This is a genomic window from Geodermatophilus sp. SYSU D00663, assembly GCF_054050655.1.
Genome location: NZ_JBJGZT010000036.1, coordinates 23,324 through 37,108 on the forward strand (window position 1 = coordinate 23,324; position 13,785 = coordinate 37,108).

The window sequence follows — 13,785 nt, forward strand, 5'->3', positions numbered from 1 at the left end:
GGGCCCAGGAGGACGGACGGGGAGGGTCAGCTGACGGTGACGACCGGCGGGCCGGACGGCGTGCCGGCGTCGACCTGCTCGCCGGCAGGCATCTCGGCGGCGAGGCGCATGGCCTCCTCGATGAGCGTCTCGACGATCTGCGACTCGGGGACGGTCTTGACGACCTGCCCCTTGACGAAGATCTGCCCCTTGCCGTTGCCCGACGCGACGCCGAGGTCGGCCTCGCGGGCCTCGCCGGGGCCGTTGACGACGCAGCCCATGACGGCGACCCGCAGCGGCACCTCGAGCCCGTCGAGGCCGGCGGTCACCTCGTTCGCGAGCTTGTACACGTCGACCTGCGCCCGGCCGCACGAGGGGCAGCTGACGATCTCCAGGCCGCGCTGGCGCAGGTTCAGCGACTCCAGGATCTGGGTGCCGACCTTGACCTCCTCGACCGGCGGCGCCGAGAGCGAGACGCGGATGGTGTCGCCGATGCCCTGCGACAGCAGCGCGCCGAACGCGACGGCGGACTTGATCGTCCCCTGGAACGCGGGCCCGGCCTCGGTGACGCCGAGGTGCAGCGGGTAGTCGCACTGCGCGGCGAGCAGCTCGTAGGCGCGCACCATGACCACCGGGTCGTTGTGCTTGACCGAGATCTTGATGTCGCGGAAGTCGTGCTCCTCGAACAGCGAGCACTCCCACAGCGCCGACTCGACCAGCGCCTCCGGGGTGGCCTTGCCGTACTTGGCCAGCAGCCGCTTGTCGAGCGAGCCGGCGTTGACGCCGATGCGGATCGGGATGCCGGCGTCCTTGGCCGCCCTCGCGATCTCGCCGACCCGGTCGTCGAACTTCTTGATGTTGCCGGGGTTGACGCGCACCGCGGCGCAGCCGGCGTCGATCGCGGCGAACACGTACCGCGGCTGGAAGTGGATGTCGGCGATGACCGGGATCTGCGACTTCTTCGCGATCGCCGGCAGCGCCTCGGCGTCGTCGGTGTCGGGGACGGCGACCCGCACGATCTGGCAGCCGGCGGCGGTCAGCTCGGCGATCTGCTGCAGGGTGGCGTTGACGTCGGCGGTCTTCGTCGTCGTCATCGACTGCACGCTGACCGGGGAGTCGCTGCCGACGCCCACGCCGCCGACGTCCAGCTGCCGCGTCTTCCGGCGCGGGGCCAGGACGGGCGGGGGCGCGGCGGGCATGCCGAGAGCGACGGGGATGGCCATGACCACGAGTATCCCCGCTCCCGCGGGGTCGGCGCCGACGCCTACTGGAGTGTGATCGGGTTGACGACGTCGGCGACGAGCAGCAGCCCCGACAGCGCGATGAACAGCCCGGCGACGACGTAGGCGACCGGCATCAGCCGGGCGATGTCGAACGGGCCGGGGTCGGGCCGGCCGCGCCAGCGGGCGACCACCGAGCGGGCCTTCTCGTACAGCGCCCCGGCCACGTGCCCGCCGTCGAGCGGGTACAGCGGCAGCAGGTTGAACAGGAACAGCACGAGGTTGACGCTGGCCAGCAGGCCGAGGAAGAAGCTCAGCTTCTCCATGCCGCTGATCTGCTCGATGGCGAAGACCTCGCCGGAGATCCGCCCGACGCCGACGACGCCGATGGGGCCGTTCTCGTCGCGCTCCTCGCCGAGGAAGGCGGCGCGGAACAGCTGCGGGACGCGCTCGGGGATCTCCACCAGGCGCTGCACCGACTGGGACACGACCATGCCGAAGTAGCCGGGCAGGTCGGACACCGACTGGCGGGCGAAGCCGAACACCGGGCTGACGCCGAGGTAGCCGGCGGTCATCGTGCCCTCGCCGTCGTCGGTGGGGACGACGTTCTCGATCGGCGTGACGGTGAGCTCCCGGCGCACGCCGTCGCGCTCGACGGCGAGGGCCAGCGGCTCCCCCGCCGAGGAGCGGATCGCCTGCTGCACCGTGGTCCAGCTGTCGTAGCCGGTCGGGTCGACCTGCCGGCCGCCGATCGCCACGATCGTGTCGCCCGGCCGCAGCCCGGCCTGGGCGGCGGGGCTGGACACCGGCGTCGCGCACCCGGGGGTGCCCTCCTCGCAGAGCTGCCCGGCGTCGGCGCCGCTGGTGACGATCGGGATGTCGCAGACGTCGCCGCCCTGCTCCTCGGCGACGGCGATGCTCTCCGCACCGGCCGGGACGACGCAGGCGGGGACCGTGTCGAGCTGGGTGGTGATGACGTTGGTGCCGATCGCGGTGAGCGTGATCGCGAAGAACACCACCGCGAGCACCAGGTTGTGGAACGGCCCGGCGAACATGACGATCACGCGCTGCCACCAGGGCTTGGCGTAGAAGACCCGGCCGGCGTCGCTGGGCCGGACGTCGTCGAGGGCCTGGCCGCGCACCTCGGCGATGAACGTCCGCATCCGGGTGGCGCGCTTGCTCTCGTTCTCCTCGGCCGGCGGGATCATGCCGACGATGCGGATGTAGCCGCCGAGCGGGATCGCCTTGATGCCGTACTCGGTCTCGCCGCGCGTCCGGGAGAACACCGTCGGGCCGAAGCCGACCATGAACTGCGGCACGCGCATGCCGAACTTCCGCGCCCAGAAGAAGTGGCCGAACTCGTGGAAGCCGATGCTGAACAACAGGCCGATCGCGAACGCGACGATCCCGAGGACCGTCAGGAGGATGCTCAGCTGGGGCCTCCGGCGAGAGCGGCGCGGGCGTGCTGCCGGGCCCAGCGCTCCGCGGCCAGCACGTCGTCGACGCAGGTGGGAGCGCCGAGGTCCGGCGCGTCGTCGAGGGTACGCGCGACCAGGCCGACGACGTCCGGGAAACGCAGCCGCCCGGCGAGGAACGCCGCCACCGCCTCCTCGTTGGCCGCGTTGTACAGCGCCGGGACGACGCCCCCGGCCTCCCCCGCCGCGCGCGCGAGCCGCACCGCCGGGAACGCGTCGGCGTCCAGCGGCGCGAACTCCCAGGTGCTCGCCGTCGACCAGTCCAGCGCGGACTGCACGTGCGGCAGCCGGTCGGGCCAGGCCAGCGCCAGCGCGATCGGCAGCCGCATGTCCGGCGGGCTGGCCTGGGCGATGGTGGCGCCGTCGGCGAAGGTGACCATCGAGTGCACGATCGACTGCGGGTGCACCACGACGTCGATGTCGGCGTAGGGCACCCCGAACAGCAGGTGCGCCTCGATCAGCTCCAGGCCCTTGTTGACCAGCGTGGCCGAGTTGATCGTCACCACCGGGCCCATGGCCCACGTGGGGTGCGCCAGCGCCTGCTCGACGGTGACGTCGGCGAGGTCGGCGGCGCTGCGCCCGCGGAACGGCCCGCCGCTGGCGGTGAGCACCAGCCGGGCGACCTCGCTCCTGCGCCCGCCGCGCAGACACTGCGCCAGCGCCGAGTGCTCGGAGTCCACCGGCACCAGCTGGCCGGGCGCGGCCGCGGCGGTCACGAGGTCCCCGCCGGCGACCAGGGACTCCTTGTTGGCCAGCGCGACGACGTTGCCGGCCCGCAGCGCGGCCAGGGTGGGGCCCAGCCCGATCGAGCCGGTGATCCCGTTGAGGACCACGTCGGCGGGGCGGGCGGCGAGCTCCTCGGCGGCGCGCGGCCCGGCGAGGATCTCCGGCAGCGCGTACTCGCCCCGCGCCCAGCCGCGCTGGGAGGCCGCCGCGTAGAAGGCCAGCTGCAGGTCCTGGGCGGCGGTCGCGCGGGCCACCGCGACCGTGCGGACGCCGAGGGCCAGCGCCTGCTCGGCCAGCCGGGCCACGTCGCCGCCGCCGGCGGCCAGCGCGGTGATCCGCAGCCGGCCGGGGTTCTGCTCGGCGACCGCGATCGCCTGCCGGCCGATCGACCCGGTCGAGCCCAGCACGGTCACCTCGCGCGGCTCGCTCATGAGCGGCATCCTCCCCGACGCGGGACGCGACCCGCCCACCACACCTCGACCGGTGACCCGCGGACGGGGCTGGCAGGATGAGGGGCGTGAGCGAGCAGTCCGGCCCCGGGGTCCGCCAGCACGACCCGCAGACCACGCGCGTCAACCAGCCCAACCGCGAGGAGGGCGTCGTCCGCGCCGGGGAGCACCCGGTCGACGAGGAGCGGCCCGAGGACTGGGGCTGGCACGCCCGCACCGGCAAGTGGGCGCAGATCGCCGGCTGGCTGACCGTGCTGGTCATGCTGTCCTACACGTGGGGCAACCACGAGGGCCGCATGGAGGACCTGTGGCTGTTCGGCATCTCCGCCGGCCTGGTCGTGGTGCTGCTGTGGGACCTGCACCGCAAGCGCACCGCCTGGCGCAGGTAGCCCTCGACGGACACTCGACGCCCGATCCGGCCCCCGCCGGGTCGGGCGTCGTCGTGTCAGGAGACCGCGACGCCGATCGCCGCGCCGATGGCGTACGTCGCTCCCGCTGCCAGCGCCCCGAACAGCAGCTGCCGCAGGGCCGCGGACCACCAGGAGCGCGGGGTGAAGCGCGAGGACAGCGCTCCGGCCGCGGCCAGGCCGACCGCGCCGCAGACCAGCGCCGCGGCGAGGACCGAGAACCCGAGCAGGTAGGGCAGCAGCGGGATCACCGCGCCGGTGGCGAAGGTGAGGAACGAGGAGACCGCCGCGGTCCACGGCGAGGGCTTGTCGGCCGGGTTGAGCCCCAGCTCGGCGACCACGTGCAGCCGCAGCGCCGTGTCGGGGTCGCGGTGCAGCTGGACGGCGACCCGCTCGGCGAGGTCGGCGTCGACGCCCCGCACGCGCAGCATCTGCACCAGCTCGGCCAGCTCGCCCTGGGGGTTGCGCGCGAGCTCGCGGCGCTCCTTCTCCACCTCGAGGTCGAGCTGCTCGTTCTGCGTGCTGACCGAGGTGTACTCCCCCAGCGCCATCGAGATCGCCCCGGCGACCAGGCTGGCGACGCCGGAGAGCACGATCGCGTGCGACGAGGCGCCGCCACCGCCGACACCCGCGACCAGCGCGGTGTTGGTCACCAGCCCGTCCATCGCGCCGAAGACGGCGGCCCGCAGCCAGCCGCCCGAGACGTCGGCGTGGCTGTGCTCGTGCGCCTCGGCGGTGGGGACCTCGGTGCTCACGCGGCGTCCCCGGTGCTCACGCGGCGTCCCCGGTGCTCACGCGGCGTCCCCGGTGCTCACGCGTCCGCCTCGGCTCCCAACTCGACCGGGGTCTCCAGCGCCGGGACCGGCGTGGCCACGGTCGGCACGCCCTCGGCGCGGTCGGCCGCGGCCAGCTGGCCGCAGGCACCGTCGATGTCCTGGCCGCGGGTGTCGCGGACCGTCGTCGGCACCCCGTGCGCGCGCAGCCGGGCCACGAACTCCCGCTGCGCGGGCAGCGGGCTGGCGTCCCAGGGGCTGCCCGGCGTCGGGTTCAGCGGGATGAGGTTGACGTGCGCGAGCCGCTCCGACAGCAGCCGGCCGAGCAGGTCGGCGCGCTCGGGCTGGTCGTTCACGTCGCGGATGAGGGCGTACTCCACCGAGTAGCGGCGTCCGGTGCGCGCGGCGTAGGCGTCGGCCGCGTCGACGACGTCGGCCACCTTGTACCGGGTGTTGATCGGCACGAGGGTGTCGCGCAGCTCGTCGTCGGGGGCGTGCAGGCTCACCGCGAGGGTGACGCCCAGGCCCTCCTCGGTCAGCCGCCGGATCGCCGGCACCAGGCCCACGGTGGAGACGGTGACCGACCGCTGCGACAGGCCCAGGCCCCACGGCGCGGAGGTGAGCAGCGCGTCCAGCGTGCGGCGGACCCGGGCGTAGTTGGCCAGCGGCTCGCCCATGCCCATGAAGACGACGTTGGACAACCGGCCCGGCCCGCCGGGGATCTCCCCCGACGCCATGGCCGCGGCGGCGGCGACCGCCTGGCCGATGATCTCGGCCGCCGAGAGGTTGCGGGTCAGCCCGTTCTGGCCGGTGGCGCAGAAGGGGCAGGCCATGCCGCAGCCGGCCTGGCTGGAGATGCAGACGGTGGCCCGGTCGGGGTAGCGCATGAGCACGCTCTCGACCAGCGCGCCGTCGTGCAGCCGCCACAGCGTCTTGCGGGTGCGCCCGCCGTCGGCCGACTGGTGGCGCACGGGCGTGAGCAGGCCCGGCAGCAGCGCCTCGGACAGCGTCTCGCGCACCGCGGCGGGCACGTCGGTCATCCGCGCCGGATCGGTGGTGCCGCGGAAGAAGTGCCGGGCGAGCTGGTCGGCGCGGAACGCCGGCTGCCCGAGCTCGGCGACGGCGGCGCGCGCCTCCTCGCGGGTGAGGTCGGCGAGGTGGCGCGGCGGCTTGCCCCGGCGGGGGGCGTCGAGGACGAGCGGCAGGGCAGTCATGACCCCTCCATCGTCCCACCCCCGGGCCGGGCGTGGGCCGCCGTGCGGGTGAGGTCGCTCGCTCAGGACGCCCCTGCGCCCGTCGGCGCGGCGGTGGGCACCGGTGCCCCCGTCGTCGGTGCGGAGGTGGGTGCGGGGGTCGGGGTGGGCGCCACCTCGCCGTCCGGGTCCGGGAGGTCGTCCTCGGTCGGGGTCGAGGGCGGCGGGGTCGGGGGTGGTGTCGGGATCGGGGGCGGCGCCGGGGTCGTCGTCGGGGTCGGGGTGGGCACGGGCTCCTCGACCGATCCCGTCGGCGTGGCCGGCTCGGTGGTCGGCACCGCGTCCGTCCCGGATCCGGGGGGGTCCGCCGGTCCGACCGGCGGCAGCACCGGGACGACCTCCGGTGCCGCGGACGGCTCCGGCGCGACGACCGCCGGTAGCGGGGCGTCCGGGGTCGTCGCAGGGGACGGCGTCGCGCTGGTCCGCACCGGGGCCGGGGCGGGGTCGGTGACCGGCGCGGACGTGGCCGGCGCGGGCACGCTGGTCGTCGGGGCGAGGGGGACGACACCGGCGACGACGGACGGCCTCGGCGCCGGGACGGCCCGCGTCGGCGCGGCGACCGCCGACGGCGAGGACTGCACGGCCGCCGTCGGGACCGAGCCGGACGAGGCACCCGCCAGCAGGACCGCACCGGTGACGCCGCAGGCGGCGAGCACGCCCGCCGCCACGGCGACGCCGACCCGGCGCCGGGGCCGCACCCGCGGGCGGACGACCACACGAGGCGTCACGACCTCGGCGATCGCCGGGACCGGCAGGGCCTCCGGGACCGGCAGGGCCTCCGGGACCGGCACCGCGTCCGGGGCCGCGGTCGCCGGGGAGCCGGTCACGGGAGGACCGCCAGGAGAGGACGTCCCCGGCCCGTCGTCCTCGGCGCTCGCCACCTCCGGGTGCTCCCCGGCGGCGGCGCCGTCGAGGTCGTCGGCTGCCGGCACGGGGGTCTCGAGGAGGTCCTCGTCGTCCGCGGCCCCGCCGACCGGCGCCTCCTCGACCGGCGCCTCCTCGACCGGGGCGTCCTCGGCGACCTCGTCGACCGGCCCCTCGTCGAGCGGGAGGTCCTCGAGGACCTCCCCGACCGGGGCGTCATCGACCGGGGCGTCCTCGAGGACCTCCTCGACCGGGGCGTCCTCGTCAGCCGCCCCGGGGCCGGGCTCGTTCACCCACCCGGGCAGCCACTCCCCCCACGGCTCGACCGGGGTGCCGGCCTCCTCGGGGTCGCCGTCCTGCCGCGCCGCCATCCCACCTCGCTGTCACTGACTGTCATCCGATGCTCACCCCGTGGAGTGGTCATCGTGCCCGACGGACCCGACCGGGTGACGGAGGCGCGGCCGGGCGGCGGGGTGCGGCCCGCTAGCGTCGGCCGGGTGTCCGAGGCCGAGCGCGCACCCGTCCCGCTCGACTCGGTCGGCGTCGGCCCGTGGGAGGGGCCGTGGCCGGAGGACCCGCGCTACGACCCCGAGCTGCTGGCGCACGGGGACCGGCGCAACGTCGTCGACCGGTACCGCTACTGGGCCGTCGAGGCGATCGTCGCCGACCTCGACCGGCGCCGGCACGGGTTCCACGTCGCCATCGAGAACTGGCGGCACGACCTCAACATCGGGACGGTCGTGCGCACGGCCAACGCCTTCCTCGCCGCGGAGGTGCACGTCGTCGGCCGGAAGCGGTGGAACCGCCGGGGAGCGATGGTCACCGACCGGTACCTGACCGTGCGGCACCACCCCGACGCCGCCGCGCTCGGCGCCTGGGCGCGGGAGCGGGGCGTGCCGGTGCTCGCCGTCGACAACCTGCCCGGCGCCCGGCCGATCGAGACCGCCGACCTCCCCCGGGCCTGCGTGCTGCTGTTCGGCCAGGAGGGCACCGGGCTGTCGGAGGAGGCACGGGCGGTGGCCGACGACGTCCTGTCCATCGCGCAGTTCGGCTCGACCCGCTCGGTCAACGCCGGCGTCGCGGCGGGGATCGCCATGCACGCCTGGATCCGCCAGCACGCGCAGCTGCCGACCTGACAGGCGGGGCCGCGTACGCCAGGCTCGGCGAGGTGGGCCGACTCGACGACGTGGACCTGACCCTCCGGCTGGGCAAGCGCGAGGCCAAGGAACAGCTGGCCGCCGCGCAGCAGCGCCTGGTGCACCTCCGGCTGTTCCTCGGCGGGCAGCTGGGCACCCCGCTCGGCCCGCCGGTCTGCGTGCTGTTCGAGGGCTGGGACGCCTCGGGCAAGGGCGGCGCGATCAAGCGGCTGGTCGACGAGCTGGACCCCCGGCACGTGCGGGTGGCGCAGTTCGCCGCCCCCACCCCCACCGAGAAGCGGCACCACTTCCTCTGGCGGTTCTGGCCCGTGCTGCCCGGCTGGGGGGGCATGGCCGTCCTCGACCGCACCTGGTACGGCCGCGTGCTGGTCGAGCGGGTGGAGGGGTTCGCCGGCGAGGAGGCGTGGCAGCGGGCCTACGGCGAGATCGTCGACCTGGAGACGACGCTGGCCGCCGAGGGCATGGTCCTGGTCAAGTTCTGGCTGCACGTCTCGCCCGAGGAGCAGCTGCGCCGCTTCGAGTCCCGCGCGGCCGACCCCTACCGGGCCTGGAAGCTCACCGACGAGGACTGGCGCAACCGGGAGAAGCGCCCGGCGTACGAGGCCGCCGTCGAGGAGATGCTCGCGCGCACCGACCACCCGGCGGGGCGGTGGACGCTGGTCGCCGGGGACGACAAGCGGTGGGCGCGGGTGGCCGTCGTCCGTGCCGTCTGCGAGGCGATCGAGCAGGCGCTGGCCGCGCGCGGGATCGACCCGGACGAGACCCCGGGGGCATGAGCGTCCTCGTCCACCTGTGCGCCCCGGCCGACTGGCGGGCCGCACTGTCCGCCGGTGCGGTGCCGCCGGCCGGGGCGCCGTTCGTGCACCTGTCGCACCCGGAGCAGGTCCACCTGCCGGCCGCGCGGCTGTTCCCGGGCCGGCGCGACCTGGTCCTGCTCGTCGTCGACCCGGCCCGCCTGACCGACCCGGTGGTCGAGGAGCCCGGCGTCGGCACCGACCCCGCGGGCATGCGCTTCCCGCACCTGTACGGCCCCCTCCCGACGGCGGCGGTGGTCGCCGTCGTGCCCTACCGCCCGCCCGTGCCTCCGGTCCTGCCCGCCCCGGACGACGCGCTGGGCCGGGCCCTGGCGCACGGGCTGTCGCTGCGCACCCGGCGGGCCGCCGAGGTGCGCGACGTCCCCGGCGGGGTGGCCGTCCTCGACCCCCGCTTCGCGCACTCGCGCGACGACAACCGGCTGGTGCTCGACGACCCCGTCGACGCGGCCACGCTGGCGCGGACGGCCGGCGAGGTCGCCGCGGACGCCGGCTGGGTCCACCGCGCGGCGGTGCTGCGCCGGCCCGGTGCCGGTGCGGTCGCGCACGAGCTGGCCGCGGCGGGCTGGGAGGCCGGCGAGCTGCTGGTCATGGCCCGTCCCGCCGGCCCCGGCCCGCCCGGGGCGGAGCGGGCGGAGGTGGTCGCGCAGGAGGAGGTGCACCCGCTGTGGGAGGCGGGGTGGCGGCGCGACCTGGCGGGGATCCCGGACCTCGACGAGGTGGTCGCCCAGCTGGTGGGGCGGGAGTCCCGTAACGACCGGGTCGTCGCGGTGACCGACGTCGTGGTGCGGGAGGGCGGCCGGGTCGTCGCGGCCGGGCAGCTGCGGGTCGACGGCGCGACCGCGGCGGTCGAGTCGGTGATGACCGAGCCGGCCGCCCGGGGACGCGGCCACGCCGACGCCGTCCTCGCCCGGCTGCTGGAGCTGGCCGCGGACGCCGGCTGCGACCTCGTCACCCTCGAGGTCGACGCCGGCGACTGGCCGCGCCACTGGTACGCCCGCCGCGGCTTCGCCGCGGTCGGGTCGACGTGGGAGATCGGCGCCCCCTGGCCGCCTCAGCCGGGCGGCGCGACCCAGGACAGCAGGAGGTAGGCCACCGCCGCCGAGGGCAGCAGGCTGTCGAGCCGGTCCATGATCCCGCCGTGGCCGGGCAGCAGCGTGCCCATGTCCTTGATGCCGAGGTCCCGCTTGATCAGCGACTCGCCGAGGTCGCCCACCGTGGCGGTGACCGCGAGCGCGACGCCGACGAGCACGCCGCCCCACCACGGGCCGTCGAGGGCGAGCACGACGATCGGGGTGGCGACGGCGACGCAGGCCACGACCGACCCGGCCATGCCCTCCCACGACTTCTTCGGGCTCACCGACGGCGCCATGGGGTGCCGGCCGAACAGCACGCCCGCGGCGTATCCGCCGACGTCGTTGCCGACCACGGTGGCGATGAACGCGAGCACGCGCGCGGCGCCGTCGTCGGGGACGAGCAGCAGGACCGCGAAACCGGCCAGCAGCGGCACGTAGAGGGTGACCAGGACGCCGGCGGCGGCGTCGCGGCGGTAGTCCCCGGGGCCGTCGCCGAGCCGCCACAGCAGCACCGCGACGACGGTGAGCAGGAAGCCGACGACGAGGCCGTCGGGGCCGCGGGTCCACGCCAGCAGCAGCATCGCGACGGCACCGACCAGCACCGGGGCGAGCGGCGGGCGGGCACCGCCGGCCTCGAGCGCGCGGACCAGCTCGACGATGCCGACCAGGATCGCCGCGACGACGACCACCAGGAACGCCGGCCGGTAGAGCAGCAGCGAGGCGAGGATGACCGCGCCGAGGCCCAGGCCGACGCCGATGGCGGCGACCAGGTCACGCCCGGCCCGGCCGCTCTTCCGCTCCTGCGGTGCGGTCCCGGCGTCGTCGCCGGCCGTGTCGGGGCCGGGCGCCGCCGGTGCCCCGGGGACGGGCGGGACGGCGATGCCGGCGGCCGGCACCGCCATCTCCTGGGTGCCCGGCGCGGCGGGGACCGGGGCCGTCGCGACGGGGCCGGTCGGCGGGGGCACCGGCCGGAGCGGGCCGGGCGGCGGGGGTGGCGAGGGACGCCGGACCACGGGGATCGGCCCGGTGTCGGCGTCCCCGGACGGGCCGGCCCCGGCGGCGTCGGGACGGGAGGTCATGGCAGGGATCGGGGCGAGCGGCTCAGACCTCGAGCAGCTCGGACTCCTTGTTCTTCACGGCCTCGTCGATGGCCGCCACGTGCTGGGCGGTGAGGTCGTCGAGCTCCTTCTCCGCGCGGCGCACGTCGTCCTCGCCGGCCTCGCCGTCCTTGGCGATCCGGTCGAGCTCCTCCTTGCTGCGGCGGCGAACGTTGCGGATGGCGACCTTGGCGTCCTCGCCCTTGGACCGGGCCTGCTTGACCAGGTCGCGACGGCGCTCCTCGGTCAGCTGCGGGAAGACCACGCGGATGATCTGCCCGTCGTTGGTCGGGTTGACGCCCAGGTCGCTGTCGCGGATGGCCTTCTCGATGGCCGACAGCTGGCTGTTGTCGTAGGGCTTGATGACCGCCATGCGCGCCTCGGGCACCGTGATCGACGACATCTGCGGCACCGGGGTCGGCGCGCCGTAGTAGTCGACCAGGACCTTGTTGAACATCGAGGGCGCCGCGCGGCCGGTGCGCACCGAGCCGAGGTCCTCCCGCGCGACCGACAGGGCCTTGTCCATCCGCTCCTCGGCGTCGAGCAGGGTGTCGTCGATCACGGTCTCTCCTCCTGCGGCGGGATCGTCCCCGCCGTCGTCCTGCGGTGCGGCGTGCGCGTTCCGGCGCCCGCTCAGCTGATCAGCGTCCCGATCCTCTCACCCGCCACCGCGCGGGCGATGTTGCCGTCGCGCAGCAGGTTGAAGACCACGATCGGCATCTGGTTGTCCATGCACAGGCTGATGGCCGTGGCGTCGGCGACCTTGAGCTGGTCGGCGAGGACCGTGGTGTAGTCCAGCTCGTCGTACATGGTCGCCGCCGGGTTGGTGCGCGGGTCGTCGTCGTAGACGCCGTCGACGCCGTTCTTGGCCATGAGCAGCACCTGGCAGCCGATCTCCAGCGCGCGCTGGGCCGCGACGGTGTCGGTGGAGAAGTACGGCATGCCGGCGCCGGCGCCGAAGATGACCAGCCGGCCCTTCTCCAGGTGCCGGACGGCCTTGCGCGGGATGTAGGGCTCGGCGACCTGGCCCATGGTGATCGCCGTCTGCACCCGGGTCTCCAGGCCCACCTGCTCGCAGAAGGCCTGCAGCGCCAGGCAGTTCATGACCGTGCCGAGCATGCCCATGTAGTCGGCGTGCCGGCGGTCCATGCCCGCCTGGGACAGCTCGGCGCCGCGGAAGAAGTTGCCCCCGCCGACGACGACGGCGACCTGCGTGCCGCCGTGGACGACCTCGGCCAGCTGGGTGGCGATGTCGTGGACGATCCCGGAGTCGACGCCGACCTTGCCGCCGCCGAATGCCTCGCCGGAGAGCTTGAGCAGCACCCGCTGGTAGCCGGCGCCGTCAGCGGGCTGGAAGGCGCTCGGGGCCGACAGCGGCGGGTGGGGTGCCTCGGTCGTCTGCGTCGTGGCGGTCTCGGTCAACAGCTCTTCCCTCGCTCGACGTCGTTCTCGGTGATCCTGACAGAGAGCCCGGCGCTCGCCAGCCGGGCCCGGAGACACCACCGGCCCCGTCCCGGGGATGGGACGGGGCCGGTGGCGTGGTGTCTCCGTCGCCTGCGGCTCGTCAGGCCTGGCCGACCTCGAAGCGGGCGAACCGCTGCACGGTCAGGCCGGCCTCGTCGATGACCTGCTTCACCGTGCGCTTGGGCTCGGTGATCGACGGCTGCTCGAGCAGGACGAAGTCCTTGTAGTAGGCGTTGACCCGGCCCTCGACGATCTTGACGATCGCCTGCTCGGGCTTGCCCTCCTCCTTGGCCGTCTGCTCGGCGACCCGGCGCTCGGTCTCGACGGCCTCCGCCGGGACCTCCTCGCGGGACAGGAAGCGCGGGCGGGCGGCGGCGATGTGCATCGCCAGGGCGCGCGCGGCCTCCTCGTCGCCGCCCTGGTACTGGACGGCGACGCCGATGGCCGGCGGCAGGTCGGTGGCCCGCTTGTGCAGGTACACCGCGGTCGGGCCCTCGAAGGTGGCGAAGCGGGAGAGGACGAGCTTCTCGCCGATGCGGGCGGACTCGGCCTCGATCAGCTTGGCGACGGTCTGGCCGTCGACCTCGGTCGCCATCAGCGCGTCGAGGTCGGCCGGCGACTGCTCCAGCACGATCTCGACGAGCCGCTCGGCGAGCGCCACGAAGTCGGCGTTCTTGGCGACGAAGTCGGTCTCGCAGTCGAGCTCGAGCAGCGCGCCGTGCTTGCTGACGACGATGCCGTTGGTCGTGGAGCGCTCGAGGCGCTTGCCGACGTCCTTGGCGCCCTTGATGCGCAGCAGCTCGATGGCCTTGTCGTACTCGCCGTCGGCCTCGGTGAGGGCCTTCTTGGCGTCCATCATGCCGGCGCCGGTGGCGTCGCGGAGCCGCTTGACGTCGGCGGCGGTGAAGGCAGGCATGTCACTTCCTCGTCGGTGTGGAGGGGTGGGCGTCCCGAGGACCCCCGCCGGCGGCGCCGCGCCCCGGCCGCCCCCCGCCTGGGGCCGGCGGGGGGGGGGGTGTGACTGCCCCGCCCG

14 protein-coding genes are annotated in these 13,785 nt (G+C 75.2%); 4 read left to right on the forward strand and 10 right to left on the reverse strand.

The features are described 5' to 3' along the window. Window positions 1-26: 26 nt before the first annotated feature. The 3 genes from ispG to dxr are packed head-to-tail and all read right to left on the reverse strand — an operon-like array spanning window position 27 to window position 3,831. On the reverse strand, window positions 27-1,202 hold the full coding sequence (ispG, locus tag ACI79Z_RS21035; protein WP_456903804.1) for a flavodoxin-dependent (E)-4-hydroxy-3-methylbut-2-enyl-diphosphate synthase: 1,176 nt from the start codon (window positions 1,200-1,202) through the stop codon (window positions 27-29). A gap of 41 nt (window positions 1,203-1,243) precedes the next feature. Next, a complete protein-coding gene (locus ACI79Z_RS21040; protein WP_456903818.1) occupies window positions 1,244-2,707 on the reverse strand; it encodes a M50 family metallopeptidase in 1,464 nt (487 codons plus the stop codon). Then, complete coding sequence (dxr, locus tag ACI79Z_RS21045) at window positions 2,629-3,831, reverse strand: 1-deoxy-D-xylulose-5-phosphate reductoisomerase (protein ID WP_456903806.1); 1,203 nt, start codon at window positions 3,829-3,831, stop codon at window positions 2,629-2,631. Before dxr ends, ACI79Z_RS21040 begins: the two co-directional genes overlap by 79 nt. An 86-nt stretch (window positions 3,832-3,917) precedes the next feature. Between dxr and ACI79Z_RS21050 the strand changes: the two genes are divergently transcribed. Beyond that, window positions 3,918-4,238, forward strand: coding sequence for a DUF2631 domain-containing protein (locus ACI79Z_RS21050; RefSeq protein WP_387993375.1), 321 nt, complete (start codon window positions 3,918-3,920; stop codon window positions 4,236-4,238). A gap of 56 nt (window positions 4,239-4,294) precedes the next feature. Here ACI79Z_RS21050 and ACI79Z_RS21055 read toward each other — a convergent pair whose 3' ends face one another. From ACI79Z_RS21055 to ACI79Z_RS21065, 3 genes are all read right to left on the reverse strand, one after another. Beyond that, the gene (locus tag ACI79Z_RS21055; RefSeq protein WP_387993378.1) at window positions 4,295-5,011 is read right to left on the reverse strand and encodes a VIT1/CCC1 transporter family protein; all 717 of its coding nucleotides are present in this window, start codon (window positions 5,009-5,011) and stop codon (window positions 4,295-4,297) included. A 56-nt stretch (window positions 5,012-5,067) separates the two neighbouring features. Further along, the gene (gene rlmN / locus ACI79Z_RS21060; RefSeq protein ID WP_387993381.1) at window positions 5,068-6,243 is read right to left on the reverse strand and encodes a 23S rRNA (adenine(2503)-C(2))-methyltransferase RlmN; all 1,176 of its coding nucleotides are present in this window, start codon (window positions 6,241-6,243) and stop codon (window positions 5,068-5,070) included. Between the two features lie 62 nt (window positions 6,244-6,305). Beyond that, on the reverse strand, window positions 6,306-7,517 hold the full coding sequence (locus ACI79Z_RS21065) for a hypothetical protein (protein WP_456903809.1): 1,212 nt from the start codon (window positions 7,515-7,517) through the stop codon (window positions 6,306-6,308). A 126-nt stretch (window positions 7,518-7,643) separates the two neighbouring features. On the opposite strand from ACI79Z_RS21065, the gene ACI79Z_RS21070 reads away from it, so the two are divergent. From ACI79Z_RS21070 to ACI79Z_RS21080, 3 genes are read left to right on the forward strand one after another with little or no spacing between them, the layout of a single operon-like run. Further along, the gene (locus ACI79Z_RS21070; protein ID WP_387993386.1) at window positions 7,644-8,282 is read left to right on the forward strand and encodes a TrmH family RNA methyltransferase; all 639 of its coding nucleotides are present in this window, start codon (window positions 7,644-7,646) and stop codon (window positions 8,280-8,282) included. 32 nt (window positions 8,283-8,314) lie between these two features. Continuing rightward, a complete protein-coding gene (locus ACI79Z_RS21075; protein ID WP_387993389.1) occupies window positions 8,315-9,079 on the forward strand; it encodes a polyphosphate kinase 2 family protein in 765 nt (254 codons plus the stop codon). After that, entirely contained in the window at window positions 9,076-10,206 is a 1,131-nt protein-coding gene (locus ACI79Z_RS21080; protein WP_456903811.1) for a GNAT family N-acetyltransferase, read from the forward strand. Before ACI79Z_RS21075 ends, ACI79Z_RS21080 begins: the two co-directional genes overlap by 4 nt. Here ACI79Z_RS21080 and ACI79Z_RS21085 read toward each other — a convergent pair. From ACI79Z_RS21085 to tsf, 4 genes are all read right to left on the reverse strand, one after another. After that, the gene (locus ACI79Z_RS21085; protein ID WP_456903813.1) at window positions 10,170-11,156 is read right to left on the reverse strand and encodes a phosphatidate cytidylyltransferase; all 987 of its coding nucleotides are present in this window, start codon (window positions 11,154-11,156) and stop codon (window positions 10,170-10,172) included. The genes ACI79Z_RS21080 and ACI79Z_RS21085 overlap by 37 nt on opposite strands. 136 nt (window positions 11,157-11,292) lie before the next feature. Further along, window positions 11,293-11,850, reverse strand: coding sequence for a ribosome recycling factor (gene frr / locus ACI79Z_RS21090; protein WP_387993397.1), 558 nt, complete (start codon window positions 11,848-11,850; stop codon window positions 11,293-11,295). A gap of 71 nt (window positions 11,851-11,921) precedes the next feature. Then, the gene (gene pyrH, locus ACI79Z_RS21095) at window positions 11,922-12,710 is read right to left on the reverse strand and encodes a uridine monophosphate kinase (protein ID WP_456903815.1); all 789 of its coding nucleotides are present in this window, start codon (window positions 12,708-12,710) and stop codon (window positions 11,922-11,924) included. 142 nt (window positions 12,711-12,852) lie between these two features. Continuing rightward, entirely contained in the window at window positions 12,853-13,668 is an 816-nt protein-coding gene (tsf, locus tag ACI79Z_RS21100) for a translation elongation factor Ts (RefSeq protein WP_387993399.1), read from the reverse strand. Between the last annotated feature and the right edge of the window lie 117 nt (window positions 13,669-13,785).